General features: G+C 69.3%; 20 protein-coding genes and 2 tRNA genes. 16 read left to right on the forward strand and 6 right to left on the reverse strand.

Annotation, left to right across the window (positions count from 1 at the left end; translation table 11 throughout):
• Positions 1 to 27 precede the first annotated feature (27 nt).
• The 5 genes from BM236_RS16425 to rpmH are packed head-to-tail and all read right to left on the reverse strand — an operon-like array spanning position 28 to position 2,288.
• A complete protein-coding gene (locus BM236_RS16425) occupies positions 28 to 525 on the reverse strand; it encodes a Jag family protein (protein WP_091126032.1) in 498 nt (165 codons plus the stop codon).
• Positions 526 to 527: 2 nt separating this feature from the next.
• Positions 528 to 1,487 (reverse strand): membrane protein insertase YidC, encoded by a 960-nt coding sequence (gene yidC, locus BM236_RS16430; RefSeq protein WP_245750388.1) that lies wholly within the window; start codon positions 1,485 to 1,487, stop codon positions 528 to 530.
• Positions 1,488 to 1,506: 19 nt separating this feature from the next.
• The gene (gene yidD / locus BM236_RS16435; RefSeq protein ID WP_245750389.1) at positions 1,507 to 1,767 is read right to left on the reverse strand and encodes a membrane protein insertion efficiency factor YidD; all 261 of its coding nucleotides are present in this window, start codon (positions 1,765 to 1,767) and stop codon (positions 1,507 to 1,509) included.
• Positions 1,764 to 2,111 carry a ribonuclease P protein component gene (gene rnpA, locus BM236_RS16440; protein ID WP_091126036.1) on the reverse strand — a complete coding sequence of 116 codons (348 nt, stop codon included), beginning with the start codon at positions 2,109 to 2,111 and terminating at the stop codon, positions 1,764 to 1,766. Before rnpA ends, yidD begins: the two co-directional genes overlap by 4 nt.
• A 39-nt stretch (positions 2,112 to 2,150) precedes the next feature.
• Positions 2,151 to 2,288 carry a 50S ribosomal protein L34 gene (rpmH, locus tag BM236_RS16445; protein WP_091126038.1) on the reverse strand — a complete coding sequence of 46 codons (138 nt, stop codon included), beginning with the start codon at positions 2,286 to 2,288 and terminating at the stop codon, positions 2,151 to 2,153.
• A gap of 591 nt (positions 2,289 to 2,879) precedes the next feature.
• Here rpmH and dnaA point away from each other — a divergent pair.
• From dnaA to BM236_RS16510, 14 genes are all read left to right on the forward strand, one after another.
• Positions 2,880 to 4,361: a chromosomal replication initiator protein DnaA gene (gene dnaA / locus BM236_RS16450; RefSeq protein WP_245750390.1), complete on the forward strand. Its 1,482-nt coding sequence runs from the start codon at positions 2,880 to 2,882 to the stop codon at positions 4,359 to 4,361.
• 488 nt (positions 4,362 to 4,849) lie between these two features.
• Positions 4,850 to 5,983, forward strand: coding sequence for a DNA polymerase III subunit beta (dnaN, locus tag BM236_RS16455; RefSeq protein ID WP_091126043.1), 1,134 nt, complete (start codon positions 4,850 to 4,852; stop codon positions 5,981 to 5,983).
• A complete protein-coding gene (gnd, locus tag BM236_RS16460) occupies positions 5,983 to 6,942 on the forward strand; it encodes a phosphogluconate dehydrogenase (NAD(+)-dependent, decarboxylating) (protein WP_139230135.1) in 960 nt (319 codons plus the stop codon). Before dnaN ends, gnd begins: the two co-directional genes overlap by 1 nt.
• Before the next feature lie 255 nt (positions 6,943 to 7,197).
• A complete protein-coding gene (locus BM236_RS16465) occupies positions 7,198 to 7,563 on the forward strand; it encodes an HAD family hydrolase (protein WP_175507717.1) in 366 nt (121 codons plus the stop codon).
• A gap of 33 nt (positions 7,564 to 7,596) precedes the next feature.
• Positions 7,597 to 8,736 carry a DNA replication/repair protein RecF gene (gene recF, locus BM236_RS16470; RefSeq protein WP_091126051.1) on the forward strand — a complete coding sequence of 380 codons (1,140 nt, stop codon included), beginning with the start codon at positions 7,597 to 7,599 and terminating at the stop codon, positions 8,734 to 8,736.
• Positions 8,729 to 9,331 carry a DciA family protein gene (locus BM236_RS16475; RefSeq protein ID WP_091126056.1) on the forward strand — a complete coding sequence of 201 codons (603 nt, stop codon included), beginning with the start codon at positions 8,729 to 8,731 and terminating at the stop codon, positions 9,329 to 9,331. The genes recF and BM236_RS16475 overlap by 8 nt, the downstream gene beginning before the upstream one ends.
• Before the next feature lie 224 nt (positions 9,332 to 9,555).
• Positions 9,556 to 11,625 carry a DNA topoisomerase (ATP-hydrolyzing) subunit B gene (gyrB, locus tag BM236_RS16480; RefSeq protein WP_091126182.1) on the forward strand — a complete coding sequence of 690 codons (2,070 nt, stop codon included), beginning with the start codon at positions 9,556 to 9,558 and terminating at the stop codon, positions 11,623 to 11,625.
• Positions 11,625 to 14,279: a DNA gyrase subunit A gene (gene gyrA / locus BM236_RS16485; protein WP_091126058.1), complete on the forward strand. Its 2,655-nt coding sequence runs from the start codon at positions 11,625 to 11,627 to the stop codon at positions 14,277 to 14,279. The genes gyrB and gyrA overlap by 1 nt, the downstream gene beginning before the upstream one ends.
• A 2-nt stretch (positions 14,280 to 14,281) precedes the next feature.
• Positions 14,282 to 14,842 carry a DUF3566 domain-containing protein gene (locus BM236_RS16490; RefSeq protein ID WP_091126061.1) on the forward strand — a complete coding sequence of 187 codons (561 nt, stop codon included), beginning with the start codon at positions 14,282 to 14,284 and terminating at the stop codon, positions 14,840 to 14,842.
• A gap of 135 nt (positions 14,843 to 14,977) precedes the next feature.
• Positions 14,978 to 15,051: transfer RNA gene (locus tag BM236_RS16495), tRNA-Ile, on the forward strand.
• A 53-nt stretch (positions 15,052 to 15,104) separates the two neighbouring features.
• The gene (locus BM236_RS19260) at positions 15,105 to 15,239 is read left to right on the forward strand and encodes a DLW-39 family protein (RefSeq protein ID WP_217645382.1); all 135 of its coding nucleotides are present in this window, start codon (positions 15,105 to 15,107) and stop codon (positions 15,237 to 15,239) included.
• A 17-nt stretch (positions 15,240 to 15,256) separates the two neighbouring features.
• Positions 15,257 to 15,329: transfer RNA gene (locus tag BM236_RS16500), tRNA-Ala, on the forward strand.
• A 182-nt stretch (positions 15,330 to 15,511) separates the two neighbouring features.
• Positions 15,512 to 16,270, forward strand: a complete 759-nt coding sequence (locus BM236_RS16505) for an SURF1 family protein (protein WP_175507718.1) — start codon at positions 15,512 to 15,514, stop codon at positions 16,268 to 16,270.
• Complete coding sequence (locus tag BM236_RS16510) at positions 16,267 to 16,608, forward strand: DUF3817 domain-containing protein (RefSeq protein WP_091126067.1); 342 nt, start codon at positions 16,267 to 16,269, stop codon at positions 16,606 to 16,608. The genes BM236_RS16505 and BM236_RS16510 overlap by 4 nt, the downstream gene beginning before the upstream one ends.
• 3 nt (positions 16,609 to 16,611) lie before the next feature.
• On the opposite strand, the gene BM236_RS16515 is transcribed toward BM236_RS16510, so the two are convergent.
• Positions 16,612 to 17,106, reverse strand: a complete 495-nt coding sequence (locus BM236_RS16515; protein ID WP_091126069.1) for a hypothetical protein — start codon at positions 17,104 to 17,106, stop codon at positions 16,612 to 16,614.
• 90 nt (positions 17,107 to 17,196) lie between these two features.
• Here BM236_RS16515 and BM236_RS16520 point away from each other — a divergent pair, with 90 nt between their 5' ends.
• Entirely contained in the window at positions 17,197 to 17,706 is a 510-nt protein-coding gene (locus BM236_RS16520) for a peptidylprolyl isomerase (protein ID WP_091126072.1), read from the forward strand.
• A gap of 28 nt (positions 17,707 to 17,734) precedes the next feature.
• Positions 17,735 to 18,631, forward strand: coding sequence for a rhomboid family intramembrane serine protease (locus BM236_RS16525; RefSeq protein ID WP_245750395.1), 897 nt, complete (start codon positions 17,735 to 17,737; stop codon positions 18,629 to 18,631).
• Positions 18,632 to 18,880: the final 249 nt, after the last annotated feature.

Here is an 18,880-nt window from a genome sequence, read left to right on the forward strand (position 1 = left end):
CGGGCCGTTTCACGTGAAACGAAGCGTTCAGACCGGCTGCACCACGACGTACCGTCGCGGCTCGACGCCCTCGGACGACGAGGTCAGGCCAGCCGCGGCGACGACGTCATGCACGACCTTGCGCTCGAACGGCGACATCGGGTCGAGGGAGACGGGGGAGCCGGTCTCCTGCACGCGCTCGATCGTCTCGGCAGCAACCTTCTCGAGGGCGGCCCGCTTCTCGGCACGGAAACCGGAGACATCGAGCATCAGGCGCGATCGCTCGCCCGTCTCGCGGAAGACGGCGAGCCGGGTCAACTCCTGGAGAGCGTCGAGGACCTCGCCGTCGCGGCCGACGAGCTGGGACAGGTCGGCGCCGACGATGGAGACGGAGGCACGATCACCCTCGACGTCCATGTCGATGTCGCCGTCCAGGTCGGCGATGTCCAGGAGCTCCTCCAGGTAGTCGGCGGCGATGTCGCCCTCCTGCTCGAGCTTCTCCACGCGATCGGTGTCGCGAGGGGTCTCTGTCGTCTCCTCGGTCATGACTACTGGTCCTTCTTCGGCTGGTTCGGGCGGGAAGACTGCTTGCGCTGCTCACGCGTCTGACGCTTGGGCTGCTGCCGCTGGCGCGGTTCCTCAGGCGCCTCGACCGCAGGGGCGGCGGTGTCGACGGCGACGTCACCGTGTCCGTGACGCACGGCCTTCGCGCGGTCGCGATCTGCCTTGGCCTGCGCAGCGGGCGTGCCCGGCGCGGGGTTGTTGCGGATCACGTAGAACTGCTGCCCCATGGTCCAGAGGTTCGAGGTCGTCCAGTAGAGCATCAGCCCGATCGGGAACGCGATGCCACCGACGGCGAACACGATGGGGAGCACGTAGAGCAGCAGCTTCTGCTGCTGGGCGTAGGGACCGCTCATCGCGTCGGCCGGCATGTTCTTGCTCATCAGCTGGCGCTGGGTGATGAACGTCGTCGCCGTCATCGAGATGACCAGGATGACCGCGAGCACCACCACGTTGGTGTTGTCCGGGTGGGTCAGCGTGTCCGAGATGCCGGCGCCGAAGATCTTGCCGCCGCTGATCTGGTCCACGTCCGCCTGGTCGAGGAAGCCCTTGGGGTGCCGATCCGCCGCGTTGCGCAGCAGGTGGAACAGCGAGAGGAAGATCGGCATCTGCAGGATGAGCGGCAGGCACGAGGCGAACGGGTTGGTCCCCGTGTCCTTGTAGAGCTTCATCGTCTCCTGGGCGAGGCGCTCACGGTCGTGGCCGTACTTCTTCTGCAGCTCCTTCACCTTCGGCTGGATGAGCTGCATGTTGCGGCTCGACTTGATCTGCTTCACGAACAGCGGGATCAGCAGCGCCCGGATGGTGATGGTCAGGCCGATGATCGCCAGCGTCCAGGACCAGCCCGAGGAGATCGGGAGCAGGTCGAAGAGCCGGTGCCAGGCCAGCCAGATCGCCGAGATGGCGTAGTAGAGCGGGGTGCCGATGGTGCTCAGCAGATCTCCCACGGTCAGGCTCCTAACGGGGTCAGTGGGACGGACCCGTGTGAACACGGGAGGATCGAGGGGCGGGGACCGGGTCGTAGCCACCCGCGGCCCAGGGGTGACAGCGACCGACACGGCGTACGGCGAGCCAGCTGCCGCGCAGGCTCCCGTGCACCTCCACCGCATGCAGGGCGTAGGTCGAGCAGCTCGGGTGGTAGCGGCACACCTGTCCGTAGAGCGGGCTGATCAACAGCCGGTAGGCCTTGAGCAGCCCGACGAGCACGAACTTCACTGGATCGATCACGACGTCACCCGAACGAGGCAACGAGCCAGGTCGCTGCGGAGTTCCGCGTAGTCGGCGGTCGACGAAGCCGGAAGCGCCCTGACCACGAGCACAGCAGAGCCCGGAAGCCGCGTCTCCGTGCTGGAGAGCAGCTCCCGGGCCAGGTGTCGAAGTCGTCGCTTCACACGGTTGCGCGTCACCGCCGGGCCGACGGCCTTGCTGACGACAAAGCCGACGCGCACCGGTCGCTCGTCCTCGAGGCTCTCGAGGTGCACGACTAAGGTGCGGCTGCCGGCCCTGCGACCACGACGTACCGCCGACGCAAAGCCCGCGCCGTCGGTCAGCCGATGAGCGCGGGCCAGCACAGAGGACGCCGACGTCGAGTCAGCCGAGGCCGAGTCGACTCAGACCGCGAGGTCCTTGCGCCCCTTGCGGCGGCGCGCGGAGAGGATCGCGCGGCCGGCGCGGGTGCGCATCCGCAGACGGAAGCCGTGCGTCTTGGCGCGACGACGGTTGTTCGGCTGATACGTACGCTTGCTCACGAGAGTTCCTTAGGTGAATCGGGTCTTGGCGTGTCGCCCGGCAGCAGTCGGCAGCACCGTGATCCACTGTGCTCGGCACGGTGGATGCACCCGGTCGGCTGGCACCGCCCGCCCACGGGGTGACCCCAATGCTCGGGGATCCATGGACATGCGGCGTCGGTCGACGCTCTCTACTGCTGACAGGCGACCGGCCAACGGTACGCGGTGCCGAGTGACAGGGTCAAACTCCGGCGGCACCCCTTGGCGACGCCGGTTTACCCAACCTACGGGACGATCGTCACGGCCTGTGGACAACGGGTTGCTACTACGGAGGCGCGAGGGTTACGTTCGTGCGGTACCGAGGTTCCCTGCCGTCGCCGTGGAGCTTCGGACGCTTCCGCGGGGGGAGCACTCGGCAGATCACTCGGAAGCCGCTCTGACCTGCATAGACGTCCGAGGTCCGGGATCGGCGTCGCGTCTCGGTCCGGCTCGATCCACACGCCCCGGGCCGGGTTCACACCTTGTGGACAAACTTGTGGAGACAAACCCGACCACGACCACCGCGGCCGTCATACACGGCGTCCGTGATCCGCACAGGGAAGGCTGAACCGCGTGGACCACACGGCAGCACCGGAGCCCGCACACCCGTCCGCGAACGACTCCGGCGAGGCGTCTCTCGAAGCGGCCTGGACCGCCGTGGTGGACGAGCTGGTGCCGAGCCAGCAGGCGTGGGTCCGGACCAGCCAGCCGGTCGCCATCCACGGCGACACCGCGATCGTGGCAGTTCCCAACGACTTCACCCGCAACCGGCTGGAGGGCGCGCTGCGCAAGGACCTGGAGGATGCGCTCAGTCGCCAGCTCGCGCGCGAGGTGCGGATCGCCGTCACGGTCAACGCCGAGCTCGAGATGGAGCCCGTCGCGGCCGTGGAGACGACGATGCCCCCGACATCGTCCGAGCAGCCCAACGACATATCTGCCAATCGACAGATCGACATGTCGACAATCGCACAGCCGGCGCCGACGCCCTCCGGCTCGGACACGCGGCCCAGCGCCCTCGAGACGCGGCTCAACCCGAAGTACACCTTCGAGACCTTCGTCATCGGGTCGTCCAACCGCTTCCCGCACGCCGCCGCCGTCGCCGTCAGCGAGGCGCCCGGCAAGGCCTACAACCCGCTGCTCGTCTACGGGGAGTCAGGCCTCGGCAAGACGCACCTGTTGCACGCCATCGGCCACTACGTGCGCAGCCTCTACAACGGCGCCAAGGTCCGCTACGTGAGCTCGGAGGAGTTCACCAACGAGTTCATCAACGCCATCCGCGACGACCGGCAGGACCGGTTCAAGCGGCGCTACCGGGACGTCGACGTCCTGCTCATCGACGACATCCAGTTCCTGGAGGGGAAGACCCAGACCCAGGAGGAGTTCTTCCACACCTTCAACACCCTCCACAACGCCAACAAGCAGATCGTGCTCACCTCCGACCGGGCGCCGAAGCGGCTCGAGGCGCTGGAGGACCGGCTGCGCAACCGGTTCGAGTGGGGGCTCATCACCGACGTGCAGCCGCCGGACGTCGAGACGCGCATCGCGATCCTGCGCAAGAAGGCCGCGATGGACCGTCTGACGGCGCCGCCGGACGTCCTGGAGTTCATCGCGACGAAGATCCAGACCAACATCCGCGAGCTCGAGGGCGCGCTGATCCGCGTGACCGCCTTCGCCAACCTCAACCGCCAGGAGGTCGACATGACCCTGGCCGAGATCGTCCTCAAGGACCTGATCCCCGAGGGGGGCGAGCCGGAGATCACCGCCGGCCTGATCATCGCCCAGACCGCCGCCTACTTCGGGCTGTCCATCGACGAGCTCACCGGTCCCTCCCGCGGCCGCCACCTCGTCATGGCGCGCCAGATCGCCATGTATCTCTGCCGCGAGCTCACCGACCTCTCCCTGCCCAAGATCGGCGCGCAGTTCGGCAATCGCGACCACACGACGGTGATGTACGCCGAGCGCAAGATCAACCAGCTGCTCGCCGAGCGGCGGGCGGTCTTCAACCAGGTCAGCGAGCTCACCAACCGGGTGAAGCTGCAGGCGCGCCAGACCTAGATCTCCGTCGCCGACGTCCGCGTGCCCCCGAGAGCCCTGCCCTCGGGGGCACGGTCGTCTCCGAACAGGGTCGGGCAGACCTGTGTAGTTCCCCGGCCCGATGGTCCGAATTACACGGGGAGGATCTGAGGATGAGCCTCGTCGGAGACACGCACGGGCCGACGCCGCCCACACCCGCGCCCGCTGGTCCACGGCCCGATCCACACCCCCTGTGGGGGACGATCGAGCGCCACGAGCAGGGACGACGGCGGTTGTCCACAGTTTCCACGGACCCTCTTACTCCCTCGGAACTACAACCAGATCGATCATCCGTGAAAACCCACGACCCTCCCGACCTGGGGAAAACCACCACGCTGCCGGCACACCCCGACCGCCGCGGCTGGAGAAGTTGTTCCGCCTGTTCTCCCCCGCCGGTGTCGGCCGTCGGCGCTGCGTGGCAGGATTCAGGTCCACGTGCACAGCCGCTCGAGCAAGAAGGACCACACATCGTGAAGTTCCGCGTCGACCGCGACGTGTTCGCGGATGCCGTCGCCTGGGCTGCCCGCAGCCTGCCCGTCCGCCCGAGCACCCCCGTCCTGTCGGGCCTCCTCATCGAGGCCGGCCAGGAGGGCCTGGTGCTGTCCACGTTCGACTACGAGACGTCCGCCCGCGCGACGCTCGCCGCCGAGGTGGCCGACGAGGGCAAGGCGCTGGTGAGCGGCCGACTGCTGGCCGACATCGTCCGGAGCCTCCCGGCCAAGCCGGTCGAGCTCACCCTCGAGGGCGCTCGCGCCAGCCTCACCTGCGGCTCCGCGCGCTTCAGCCTGCAGACCATGCCGGTCGAGGACTACCCGACGCTGCCGGACATGCCGACCGCTGCCGGCACCGTCAAGAGCGACGTGTTCGCCCACGCGGTCGCCCAGGCGGTCACCGCCGCGGGTCGTGACGACATGCTCCCGGTGCTGACCGGCGTGCGGCTCGAGATCGACGGGTCGAGCATCTCGCTGCTCGCCACCGACCGCTTCCGGCTCTCCATCCGGGAGCTCGAGTGGAGCCCCAGCACCCCTGACGAGACCCTGGCCGCGCTCGTCCCGGCCAAGGTGCTCGCCGACACCGCGAAGTCGCTGACCAGCGGCAGTGAGGTGACCATCGCGCTGTCCGCCGGTGGCGCCGGCGAGGGCATCATCGGCTTCGAGGGCGCGGCCGCGGGCGGCGTACGACGCACCACGACGCGACTGCTCGACGGTGAGTTCCCCAAGGTCCGCAGCCTGTTCCCGAGCGAGCACCTCACCAAGGCGCTGGTCAGCAAGGCCGAGCTGGTCGAGTCGGTCAAGCGCGTCTCGCTCGTCGCGGAGCGCAACACCGCCGTGCAGCTGAAGTTCTCCGACGGGGTGCTGACCCTCGACGCCGGGTCCGGTGAGGAGGCCCAGGCCTCGGAGTCCATCGAGGCCGACATCAACGGCGAGGAGCTCACGACCGGGTTCAACCCGCAGTTCCTGCTCGACGGGCTGACCGCGATCGACGAGTCGACCGTGGAGCTCGCCTTCACCCAGGCCTCCAAGCCCGTGGTCATCAGCGGCTCCGGCGACGAGGAGAGCCCCGGGTTCCGCTACCTGCTGATGCCGCGCCGCCTGCTGTCCTGATCCGGGCCCGTTCGGGGCACTGGAAGGTGTCAGGACTCATCCACGAGAGGAACGCCATGCACATCGGACTCGTCGGACTCGGCAAGATGGGCGGCAACATGCGTGCCCGCCTGCGCAACGCCGGCCACACCGTCATCGGCTATGACCGCAACGCCGACCTGAGCGACTCCAGCAGCCTCGCCGACATGGTCGAGCAGCTGCGCGGCCTCGGCGACGGGCCGACCGTGGTGTGGGTGATGGTGCCGGCCGGCGACCCGACCCGGTCCACGATCGCCGAGCTCAAGGAGCTGCTCGACGAGGGTGACCTCGTCGTGGACGGCGGCAACAGCAAGTACACCGATGACGCCATCAACGCCGCCTCGCTCGGCGAGAAGGGCATCGACTTCGTCGACTGCGGCGTCTCCGGCGGCGTGTGGGGGCTGCAGAACGGCTACGCCCTGATGTACGGCGGCACCACCAGCGCGGCCGCGAAGGTCATGCCCGCCCTGGAGGCCCTCAAGCCCGACCACACCGAGGACGGCCTGGTCCACTGCGGCGAGACGGCCGGCGCCGGCCACTTCGCCAAGATGGTCCACAACGGCATCGAGTACGCGATGATGCAGGCCTACGCCGAGGGCTGGGAGCTGCTCGACAAGGTCGACATCGTCGACAACGTCCCGGAGATCTTCGCCTCCTGGCGCACCGGCACCGTCGTCCGGTCCTGGCTGCTCGACCTGCTCGTCGACCAGCTGCGCGCCGACGAGCACCTCGACAAGATCAAGGGCTACGCCGAGGACTCCGGCGAGGGCCGGTGGACCGTCCAGGCCGCGATCGACAACGCCGTGCCGATGCCCGCGATCTCAGCCTCGCTCTTCGCCCGCTTCGCCTCGCGCCAGGAGGACGACGTGGCGATGAAGGCGATCGCTGCGATGCGCAACGGCTTCGGCGGCCACGCGGTCATCTCGGAGTCGGAAGCCTGACCCCCACGATCCGGCACCTCCTGCTCGACGCCGACGGTGTCCTGCAGCACCGGCCGGGCGGCTGGGAGGAGGCGTTCGAGCGGTGGGGCGACGACCGCGCGATCGAGCTGCTGGAGGCCATGTTCGCGGCCGAGAAGGCCGCGATCCGCGGCGAGCGGGACGCCGTCGATGTCGTCGCCGAAGTGCTCGGCGACTTCGACCTCTCCGACTCCCCGACCGAGGTCTTCGAGACGGGTGTGGTTCCGGATCGAGCCGGTGCCGGCCAGCTTCGACCTGGTCCGCCGGCTACGCGCGGCCGGGTTCGGGGTGCACCTCGGCACCAACCAGACGCAGCGCCGGGCGGCGTACATGCGGGGGACCCTCGGGTACGACGACCTCTTCGACGTGTCCTGCTACTCCGCGGAGATGGGTCTGGCCAAGCCCGATCAGGCCTACTTCCGCCGGGCCGCCGAGCTGATCGGCGTGCCGCCCGAGGAGGTGCTCTTCGTCGACGACACCCTGGCCAACGTCGTCGCCGCCCAGGACGTCGGCATGGCGGGCGTGCACTGGCACCTGCGTGACGGGCATCCGCTGCTGGAGAAGATGCTGGCCGACCACGGCGTCGTCCCCGCCGCGCCCTAGTCTTCTCCCCAGGACCTGACGGGAGGAGGAGTCGTGCACGTCACGCACCTGACCCTCCATGACTTCCGCTCCTATGAGAGCGCCGACGTCGCGCTGGAGCCGGGCGTCACCGCGTTCGTCGGCCGCAACGGCCAGGGCAAGACCAACCTGGTCGAGGCGATCGACTACCTCTCCCGGCTGCAGTCGCACCGGGTCGCTGCCGACGCACCGCTCGTGCGGGCCGGCGCGGACCAGGCCGTCGTCCGCGCGGCGGTGGTGAAGGACGGGCGCACCGCCGTCCTCGAGGTCGAGATCAACCCCGGCCGGGCCAACCGGGCCAGGATCAACCGCTCGCCGCTGCCGCGCACGCGGGAGCTGGTCGGCCTGGTCCGCACCGTCGTCTTCTCACCCGAGGACCTCGCCCTGGTCAAGGGCGACCCGAGCGAGCGGCGCCGGTTCCTCGACGACCTCATGGTGCTCCGCGCGCCCCGGCTGGCCGGCACCCGCGCCGACTACGACCGCGTGCTCAAGCAGCGCAACTCGCTGCTGAAGTCGTCGCGCACCGGCCGCGGTGACCGGGAGCTGCTCCTCTCCACCCTCACGGTCTGGGACGACCACCTCGCCCGCACCGGCTCGGAGATCCTCGCCGAGCGGCTCGCGCTCACCGACGCGCTCCAGCCGTACGTCGGCAAGGCCTACGAGACCGTCGCGCGCGGAGCGTCCCGCGATGACGCGGTGATCGCCTACCGCCCGTCGTTCGACCTGGACGGCGCCACCACGCAGCCGGAGCTCGAGAAGGCCATCCACGCCGAGCTGGGCCGACGTCAACGCGACGAGCTCGACCGCGGCGTCTCGCTGGTCGGCCCCCACCGCGACGACCTGCTGCTCAGCATCGGCGCCGGAGAGCAGCACCTGCCGGTGAAGGGCTACGCCTCGCACGGCGAGTCGTGGTCCTTCGCGCTGGCGCTGCGGCTGGCGTCGTACGACCTGCTCCGGGCCGACGGGGACGACCCGATCCTGATCCTCGACGACGTCTTCGCCGAGCTCGACACCGACCGCCGGGACCAGCTCGCGGGCCTGGTCGCCGACGCCGAGCAGGTCCTCGTGACCGCCGCGGTCGGCGCCGACGTCCCGGTGGTCCTGGCCGGCGCCCGGTTCCGCGTCGGCGGCGGTGAGGTGACCCGCGATGAGTGACGACTCCGGGGCTCCCGACCGCCCGCCCGACCGCGCACCTGACCTTTCGAACGGCGACACGCCGCCGGAGGGCCCCGACGGTCAGACGCCCGAGGTGCCGGCGCCGGACGGACTCGACCTCGCCCGGGCGCTGATGCGGGCGACCGCCGGGTCGTCGACGCGCAAGGCGACCAAGCGGTCGAAGAAGCGGCGGGACGGCGGGGCTCGAGGGCGGGTGAGCGGCAGCCACCCCGACGACCGCGACCCGCAGCTGCTCGACGCGACGCTGGGCCGGCTGGTCGCCGACCACGGGTGGGAGCTCGACCTGCGGGTGCACGGCGTCTTCGGGCGCTGGGCCGAGCTGGTCGGCGTCGAGATCGCCGACCACTGCACTCCCGAGTCGTTCGCCGACGGGCGCCTGGTCGTCCGCACCGACTCCACCGCATGGGCGACCCAGCTGCGGCTGCTCGCGCCGACGGTCGTACGTCGGCTCAACGAGGAGCTCGGGCACGGCACGGTGACCGTCATCGAGGTGCTCGGGCCGCACTTGCCGACCTGGAAGAAAGGACGGCTGTCGAGCCGGGACGGCCGCGGCCCGAGGGACACCTACGGCTGACGCGTTCTGGCGTTCTGGCGGCTCCTCGGCCGTATAGGGAGTCGTCCGAGCCCCTCGGAGAGCCTCGCAGCGCCACTTCCGTCACGTCACGGGCGATAATTCATCCACAGTGGCCCCTCCTGGGGAGGCCGGTGCGTGGTTTCGGGCCCTGCGGCCGGTAACATTGGCCCGTGAGCGAAGCCGACGAGACCGCCGACCCGCAGTTTCAGCCGACACCGGAAGAGATTCCCGAACAGCCCACCTCCTCCACCGCGACCTCGGTGGAGTACGACGCCTCAGCGATCCAGGTCCTCGAAGGGCTCGAGGCCGTCCGCAAGCGTCCGGGCATGTACATCGGATCGACCGGTGTGCGGGGTCTGCACCACCTGATCTGGGAGATCGTCGACAACTCGGTCGACGAGGCGCTCGCCGGTCACTGCGACACGATCCTGGTGACCCTCAACCCCGACGGGTCCGTCAGCGTCGAGGACAACGGCCGCGGCATCCCGACCGACACCGCTCCCGGGCAGGAGATCCCGGCGGCGACGCTGGCGCTCACCGTGCTGCACGCCGGCGGGAAGTTCGGCGGCGGCGGCTACAAGGTGTCCGGTGGTCTGCACGGCGTCGGCTCGTCGGTGGTCAACGCGCTGTCGAGGCACCTCCACCTCGAGGTGAGGAACCGCGGCTACCTGTGGGAGCAGGAGTTCTCGCTCGGCCTGCCCGACTACGACCTGCGGAAGGTGCGCCCCCTCGAGGACGGCGAGCGAACCGGCACGCGCGTCACCTGGTGGGCGTCGGACGACATCTTCGAGACGACCGAGTACAACCTCGAGACGATCTCGACCCGCTTCCGCGAGATGGCCTTCCTCAACAAGGGCCTCAAGATCGTCCTGCGTGACGAACGGCCCGAGACCGAGGAGATTGCCGAGGCGGTCGCCGACGAGACGGTCGAGAACGAGGGCGCCTCCGAGGTCCACGCGGCCGACGAGGGCGGCCACAAGATCCTCGAGCAGATCTTCAAGTACGACAACGGCCTGGCCGACTACGTCGAGTACCTCAACAAGCGCAAGGCGGCCGTCTCCCCGGTCATCGCCTTCGAGGCCGAGACCCGCGCCGACGCGCCGAACCCGATGAGCCTCGAGGTCGCCATGCAGTGGCAGGCGTCGTCCTACAACGAGGCCGTGCACACCTTCGCGAACACGATCAACACGCCCGAGGGCGGCACCCACGAGGAGGGCTTCCGCGCCGCGCTCACCAGCCTGATGAACCGCTGGGGCGAGGAGTGGGGCCTGATCAAGAAGAAGGAGGACCGCCTCACGGGTGACGACATCCGCGAGGGCCTCACCGCGATCATCAGCCTCAAGATCGGCGAGCCGCAGTTCGAGGGCCAGACCAAGGCCAAGCTCGGCAACACCGAGGCGAAGGGCTTCACCCAGGGCGTCGTCAACGACCAGCTCGGCGCCTGGCTCGAGCAGCACCCCGGTGAGGGCAAGGAGGTCATCCGCAAGGCACAGGCCGCGGCGACCGCCCGCCTCGCCGCCCGCAAGGCGCGCGACCTGGCCCGCAACCGCAAGGGCCTGCTCGGCAACGGCGCCCTGCCCGGCAAGCTCTCCGACTGCCAGTCGACCAACCCCGCCGAGTGCGAGGTCTTCATCGTCGAGGGCGACTCCGCCGGTGGCTCTGCCCGCCAGGGCCGCGACCCGCGCATCCAGGCGATCCTCCCGATCCGCGGCAAGATCCTCAACGTCGAGAAGGCCCGGCTCGACAAGGTGCTCGCCAACCAGGAGGTCCAGTCGATCATCTCGGCGCTGGGCACCGGCGTGCACGACGAGTTCGACATCGCCAAGCTGCGCTACCACAAGATCGTGCTGATGGCCGACGCCGACGTCGACGGCCACCACATCAACACGCTCCTGCTGACGCTGCTGTTCCGCTTCATGAAGCCGCTCATCGAGCAGGGCTACGTCTACATGGCGCAGCCGCCGCTCTACCGGCTGCGGTGGAACAAGCCGGCCGAGCACGAGTTCGTCTACTCCGACTCCGAGCGCGACGCGCTGCTGCGCGAGGGCCAGGCCCAGGGCAAGAAGCTGCCCAAGGAGAACCCGGTCCAGCGCTACAAGGGTCTCGGCGAGATGAACGCCAAGGAGCTGTGGGAGACCACCATGGACCCCGACCAGCGGCTGATGCTGCAGGTCACCCTCGACGACGCCGCGCACGCGGACGAGATCTTCTCGATCCTCATGGGCGAGGACGTCGAGCAGCGTCGCTCCTTCATCCAGCGCAACGCCAAGGACGTTAGGTTCCTCGATATCTGATGACTGAGACTCCCACTCCCGAGCCCGGCGGTCGGATCGAGCCCATCGAGCTGCAGACGTCGATGCAGCGGGCCTACATCGACTACGCGATGGCGGTCATCGTCGGCCGAGCGCTCCCCGACGTACGCGATGGACTGAAGCCGGTGCACCGCCGCGTCCTCTACGCGATGTACGACGGCGGCTACCGCCCCGACCGCGGCTTCTCGAAGTGCTCCCGCGTCGTCGGCGACGTGATGGGTCAGTACCACCCGCACGGCGACAGCGCGATCTACGACACCCTCGTGCGCCTCGCGCAGCCGTGGGTCATGCGGGCGCCGCTCGTCCAGGGCCAGGGCAACTTCGGCTCGCCGGGCAACGACTCCGCCGCGGCCATGCGGTACACCGAGTGCCGCATGGCGCCGCTGGCCATGGAGATGGTCCGCGACATCGACGAGGACACCGTCGACTTCCAGCCGAACTACGACGGCCGCTCCCAGGAGCCGGTCGTGCTGCCCGCGCGGTTCCCGAACCTGCTGGTCAACGGCTCGGCCGGTATCGCGGTCGGCATGGCGACCAACATTCCGCCCCACAACCTGCGCGAGGTCGCCGACGGCGCCAAGTGGGCGCTCGAGCACCCCGAGGCGACCCGTGAGGAGCTGCAGGACGCCCTCATCGAACGGATCAAGGGCCCCGACTTCCCGAACGGCGCGCTGATCGTCGGGCACGCGGGCATCGAGCAGGCCTACCGCACCGGTCGCGGCTCGATCACCCAGCGAGCGGTCATCGAGGTCGACGAGGACAACCGCGGCCGGACCTGCCTTGTCATCACCGAGCTGCCCTACATGGTCAACCCGGACAACCTGGCGTTGAAGATCGCCGAGCTCGCCGACAGCGGCAAGGTGCAGGGCATCTCCGACGTCCGCGACGACACCTCCGACCGCACCGGCCAGCGGCTCGTCGTCGTGCTCAAGCGCGACGCGGTCGCCCGGGTCGTGCTCAACAACCTGCTCAAGCACACCGAGCTGCAGACCAACTTCTCGGCCAACATGCTGGCGCTGGTCGACGGGGTGCCGCGCACGCTGTCGGTCGACCAGTTCATCTCCAACTGGGTCACCCACCAGATCGACGTCATCAGGCGTCGCACGGAGTTCCGGCTGCGCCGGGCCGAGGAGCGGGCCCACATCTTCCGGGGCCTGGTCAAGGCACTCGACATGCTGGACGAGGTCATCGCCCTCATCCGCCGGTCGCCGGACGTGGCCGAGGCGCGCCAGGGCCTCATCCAGCTGCTCGACATCGACGAGATCCAGGCGACCGCGATCCTCGACATGCAGCTGCGCCAGCTGGCGGCGCTGCAGCGGCAGAAGATCATCGACGAGCTCGCCGAGCTCGAGCGTCAGATCGCCGACTTCCAGGACATCCTCGCCAGGCCCGAGCGCCAGCGCGCCATCGTCATCGAGGAGCTCGACGGGATCGTCGAGAAGTACGGCAACGACCGGCGTACCCAGCTCATCCCGGCGGACGGGGACCTCTCCATGGAGGACCTCATCCCCGACGAGGAGCTCGTCGTCTCGATCACCCGCGGCGGCTACGCCAAGCGGACGCGCGCGGACCAGTACCGCTCGCAGAAGCGCGGCGGCAAGGGGGTGCGCGGCGCGACGCTGCGCGGGGACGACGTGGTCGAGCACTTCATCGCGACCACCAACCACCACTGGCTGCTGTTCTTCACCACCGCGGGGCGGGTCTACCGGACCAAGGCCTACAACCTCCCCGAGGCGGCGCGTGACGCCAAGGGCGGTCACGTCGCCGGGCTGCTGTCCTTCCAGCCCGACGAGTCGATCGCCCAGGTGCTCGCCATCCGCGACTACGACCAGGCGCCCTACCTGGTGCTCGCCACCAAGAGCGGCCTGGTGAAGAAGACTCGCCTCGCCGACTACAACTCGCCCCGCCAGGCCGGCGTCATCGCGATCAACTTCCGCGAGGACGACGACGAGCTGGTCGGCGCCGAGCTGGTCAACCCCGACGACCACATCCTGCTGGTCTCGAGGAAGGGCCAGGCCGTGCGGTTCGTCGCGAGCGACGACCAGCTGCGGCCGATGGGCCGCGCCACGTCGGGCGTCACGGGCATGAAGTTCCGCACCGGCGACTCGGTGCTCTCCATGTCGATCATCCGGGCGGCCGAGGCGGCGCACGAGGAGTCCGACGAGGACGTGCAGTACGTCTTCACGATCACCGACGGCGGCTTCGCCAAGCGGTCGCGGATCTCGGAGTACCGCATCACCAACCGCGGCGGGCTCGGCGTACGCGCCATGCAGCTGAGCGACGAGAAGCGCGGTGTCCTGGCCGGCGCCTTCATCGTCAAGGACGGTGACGAGGTCCTTTCGATCACCACCAACGGACAGGTCGTCCGCTCGCCCATCGACCAGGACTTCCCGGCCAAGGGACGCTCGACCATGGGCGTGAAGTTCGTGTCGCCGAAGAACGGTGACTCGGTCGCCGTCGTGGCCCGCTCCGTCGAGGCCCGCGAGGACGAGATCGAGGAGGAGCTGGCCGCCGCAGCGAGCGACGGTACGCCGGCCTCGGACTCCGACGATGCGGTCGGTGTGGATGCGGATGCAACAATCGAGGCGGCCGACGCCGCTGGTGCGGCCGAGATTGCCGACGACACGGAGGAGTGAGGATGCCTGAGCGTCCCGGCGAGCGAACTGCCACTCGGGTGGGTGGTCGTCCCGCGCCGCAGCGCAACGAGGACACTGCCGTGCGCGCGGGATTCGCCCAGCAGGTCAAGGAGCGGCTCAGCGCTGCGGCGGACGAGTTCCGCTCCTCGAGCGTCCCGAACGACCAGACCCTGCGCCGGCCGGTGGGCCGGGCGCCGCGCCGTGCGCGGCTACGGCTGACCCGCATCGACCCCTGGTCGGTGATGAAGACGGCGTTCCTGCTGTCGATCGCGCTCGGCGTCGTCACCATCGTGTCGGTCTTCATCGTCTGGTCCGTGCTCGGCGCCGCCGGCGTGTGGGACTCGATCAACCAGACGGTCCAGGACATCGTCGGGGGCGAGGACAGCTCGACCTTCGATGTCACCGACTACGTCGGGATGTCGCGGGTCATGGGCTTCACGATGATCGTCGCCGTCATCGACGTGGTCCTGCTGACCGCCGTCGCCACGCTCGGTGCCTTCCTCTACAACATGTCGGCCGCACTCCTCGGCGGCATCGACGTGACCCTCACCGAGGACCGCTGACCAAGGCTTCGGACGTCATGCGCTTTGGTCGCCTCGGCCACCAGCGCGCATGACGTCCTTGCCGTTTTGGCGGCCGGATCGGTGCTCAGGTAATGTCTTGCCTCGGCCGTCGGGGCTTCCACCCGGCTGCCACCCGGGCCTATAGCTCAGACGGTTAGAGCACCACACTGATAATGTGGGGGTCGGAGGTTCAAGTCCTCCTAGGCCCACGGAACAGCCCCGGACGCGACCAGCGACCGGGGTTTTTCACAAGGAGATGACAGTGAAGAAGCTGATGCTCATCGCCCTCGCGGCAGCCGGTGCCGTGCTCGCCAAGAAGCAGCTCGACAAGAGCAACACCGAGCGTGCCCAGTGGGCCGAGGCCACCGACACCGTCAATCCGTCGCACAAGGCCTGAGCCTGGGCGACCCATCCGGGGCGTTGGCGCAATTGGTAGCGCACCTGCTTTGCAAGCAGGGGGTTAGGGGTTCGAGTCCCCTACGCTCCACTTCGTGATCCGGCCGCGTCCCCGAAGCGGCGACCGCGCTGACCGTCACCGACTTCGCGCTGGTCCGCGTCCAGCTCGGCGACGACGGGCAGGACGCGGCGGCGCGGCGGACCTCACACTCCGGCAGCGGCCGCCCTTCGCCGGCTGCGCCTCGTGATGCACTCGGACGTACCCTGACAGGCGTGCCACCGAAGATCTGGTCCCCCCAGCTGTGGGGCGCCCACCTCCTGGCGCTCGTCCTGCTCGCGGGGACCGTCGGCCTGGGTCTGTGGCAGCTCGGCGTGTGGCGCGACCACCGCAACGACGCCACCCACGACGCCACGAAGGCGGCGGCCAAGCCGCTGTCCGACGTGATGGGTCCCGACGACCCGTTCCCGGGTCTGATGACCGGCCACCCGGTGACGCTCAGCGGAGACTGGGTCCCGAGTGGGACGGTCTATGTGAGCGGCAGGCTCGACCACGGTGTCGACGGCTACTGGGTCGTCACGCCGCTCGCCGTCGGCGGTCCGGACCGGCCCGCGATGCCGGTGGTCCGGGGTTGGGTCAAGGACGTCGGGCTGGCGCCAGCGCCGCCCAGCGGCAGCACCGAGCTGACCGGGTGGCTGCAGCCGCCCGAGGGCTCCAACGACCTCTCCGACGACGACCCGACCGACGACGTCCTGCCGCAGCTGCGGATCGCCGACGTGATCCAGCACGTCGACCAGGACCTCTACGGCGGCTACGTCGTCGACCAGCAGCCGGGCGCGGGGCTCGCGCGCGCCGACCTGGCCCAGCTCCCGGAGGCCGGGACGTTCACCGGCCTGCGCAACTTCCTCTACGGCCTGGAGTGGTGGGTCTTCGCCGGCTTCGTGGTCTACATCTGGTGGCGTCACGTCCGGGACGTCACCACGGCGACCCCTGAGAAGGAGCCTCAGGATGACGCCGTACCCTCAGGCACGTGAAGGGCACGCTCAGCTTCTACAAGGTGATCGCGACGGTCGTCGGGATCCTCCTCATCGTCCTGGTCCTCATCGGCCTGCCGATGGACCTGTTCGCTGCCGACGGCACGTCGGCGCACGACACCGGACGGTGGATCTCCCAGAACGTGGGCGTCGCCCACGGCTGGCTCTACATGGTCTACCTGGTGACGACCTTCATCCTGTCCCGCAAGGCCGGCTGGGACATGCCCTTCACGATCGTCACCCTCATCTGTGGCACGATCCCGGTCGCCAGCTTCTGGGCAGAGATCCGGGCAATCCGCCGTGTGCAGGCGGAACACCCGGATCTCGTCTCCGCGTAGGCCTCAGTTCGAGCTGTACGGCGGCTTGCTGATCGGCGTGGTCAGGTCGTCGACCGGCTGGTCGGTGTCGAAGGTCTCCGCGGGGTTCTGCGGCGTCGACGGCGGGGCCGGCGCGGTCCACTGGTCCGAGCCGCCGCCCATGAAGCGGCGCGCGACCACGGCGACCGCCGCGGCGAGGCCGCCGAGCAGGACGAACGTCAGCATCTTGCGGCCCCGGCGCTTCGGCTTCGGGTGACCGGTCAGCTGGGCCGACTTCGCCTCGGCGTAGTCCTTGGCCTGCGTCGCGCGCTGGGCGGCCATGCTGGCGCCGGCGGCCACCATCGGCGCCGTCTTCGCGGCGGCGTCGTGCAGTGCGGGCCGGGCGGTGTTCTCCACGAACGGCTTGGCGGTGTTCTCGAGGAACTCGCTCGTCAGCTCGACCGCGGTCCCCACCGCATCGGTGGTGCGGTCGGCGGCGCGCTCGAGGAGCGTCGTGCTCGAGCTCTTTCGCAGGGTCATGGTGGGGGCTCCTGACGTCGATGGCGTTGCGTGGGCGTGCGAGGATCAACCCGCACTCCGTAGTGGTACCCACATCAGAGAAGGACAGTCATGGCGGACCAGCAGGCCATCCTCCACACCAACCGAGGTGACGTCACCGTCAACCTCTTCCCGAACCACGCGCCCGAGACGGTCGCGAACTTCGTCGGCCTCGCCAAGGGCGAGAAGGACTACGACGCGGGCAACGGCCGGACCGGCCCGTTCTACGACGGGCTCACCTTCCACCGGGTCATCGAGGGCTTCATGATCCAGGGCGGCTGCCCGCTCGGCACCGGCACCGGTGGTCCGGGCTACACGTTCAAGGACGAGCCGCACCCCGAGCTCGTCTTCGACAAGCCCTACCTGCTCGCGATGGCCAACGCCGGCCCGGGCACCAACGGCTCGCAGTTCTTCGTCACCGTGGGCGCGACGCCGTGGCTGAACTTCAAGCACACGATCTTCGGCGAGGTCGCCGACCAGGCCTCCCGCGACGTCGTCGACGCCATCGCGACCACCCCGACCGGTCCTGGCGACCGGCCGCGGGACGCCGTGGTCATCGATTCCGTCGAGATCGTCGGCTGACCCAGGCGTGACCAGCGACCCGACCGGGGTGCCGACCTGCTACCGGCACCCCGGCCGTGAGGCGCACATCCGCTGTCAGCGGTGTGAGCGCCCGATCTGCCCCGACTGCATGACGAGCGCATCGGTCGGCTTCCAGTGCCCCGAGTGCCTGAAGGAGGGGTCGCGCTCGCAGCGGCCGCTCCGGACCACGTACGGCGGCCTGCGACCGTCAGCGCCCGGGTTCGTGACGATGGTGCTCATCGCGATCAACGCCGCGGTGTGGCTGCTCATCAACGTCACCGGTGCGTCCACCAGCCGTCTCGTCGACTGGTTCGCGCTGCGCTCCGACGGTCGCTGCGACGCGGACCGCGGCGGGTTCTTCCCCAACGCCAGCGAGGGGATCTGCAGCCGGATCGGAGGCCACTGGGTCCCGGGCGTTGCCGACGGGGCCGTCTGGCAGCTGCTGACCTCGACGTTCACGCACGTCGCGTTCCTGCACCTGTTCTTCAACTGCTTCAGCCTCTACGTGCTCGGCCCGCAGCTCGAGCACGCCTTCGGCCGCGCCCGGTTCATCGCGCTCTACCTGCTCTCGGGCCTGGCCGGCTCCGCGCTGGTCTACTGGACATCCGACGGGCCGGGCGACACCCTCGGCGCGTCCGGAGCGATCTTCGGGCTGATGGCCGCCGTGCTGGTCATCGTCCTGCGCACCCGCATGCAGGCGCAGGGGCTGCTGCTCTGGGTGGGCCTCAGCTTCGCCTACAGCTTCATCGTCCCGAACATCTCCTGGCAGGGACACCTGGGCGGCTTCATCGGGGGCCTGCTCGTCTCCGCCGCGATCGTGCTCGCGCCTCGGCCGCGGCGATCGCTGGTGCAGTGGGGCGGGATGGGCCTGGTCGCCGCGGCGATCGTGGTGGCCGTCGTGGCCAGGACGATCCAGCTCGGCTGATCCGCTCCTACCCAAAACAGGGGACCGGCGCTTCGGCGCCGGTCCCCTGTTCGTCACGCCTGCTCGACTCGACACCGCGCGGCCTCCCGGGGTCGCGCGCCAGCTTGGATTTCCACACCTGTGCATAGCCTTGTGGACGAATCACATCGATGTGATTCATCCACAGGGTTATCCCGAGATGTGTAGGAACCACCTCCAGAAATGCACAGACGCCGCCCCGGTTGCCCGGGGCGGCGTCGCTAAACGCTG

Origin of the sequence: Nocardioides terrae, assembly GCF_900112345.1 — a bacterium.
Lineage (GTDB): Bacteria > Actinomycetota > Actinomycetes > Propionibacteriales > Nocardioidaceae > Nocardioides > Nocardioides terrae.

Excerpts from the sequence above, each read along its gene's own strand:
- BM236_RS16425 (WP_091126032.1), bottom strand. The coding sequence starts at position 525 with ATGACCGAGGAGACGACAGAGACCCCTCGCGACACCGATCGCGTGGAG.
- BM236_RS16475 (WP_091126056.1), top strand. The coding sequence starts at position 8,729 with ATGAGTGACGACTCCGGGGCTCCCGACCGCCCGCCCGACCGCGCACCT.
- gyrA (WP_091126058.1), top strand. The coding sequence starts at position 11,625 with ATGACTGAGACTCCCACTCCCGAGCCCGGCGGTCGGATCGAGCCCATC.
- BM236_RS16490 (WP_091126061.1), top strand. The coding sequence starts at position 14,282 with ATGCCTGAGCGTCCCGGCGAGCGAACTGCCACTCGGGTGGGTGGTCGT.
- BM236_RS16515 (WP_091126069.1), bottom strand. The coding sequence starts at position 17,106 with ATGACCCTGCGAAAGAGCTCGAGCACGACGCTCCTCGAGCGCGCCGCC.
- BM236_RS16520 (WP_091126072.1), top strand. The coding sequence starts at position 17,197 with ATGGCGGACCAGCAGGCCATCCTCCACACCAACCGAGGTGACGTCACC.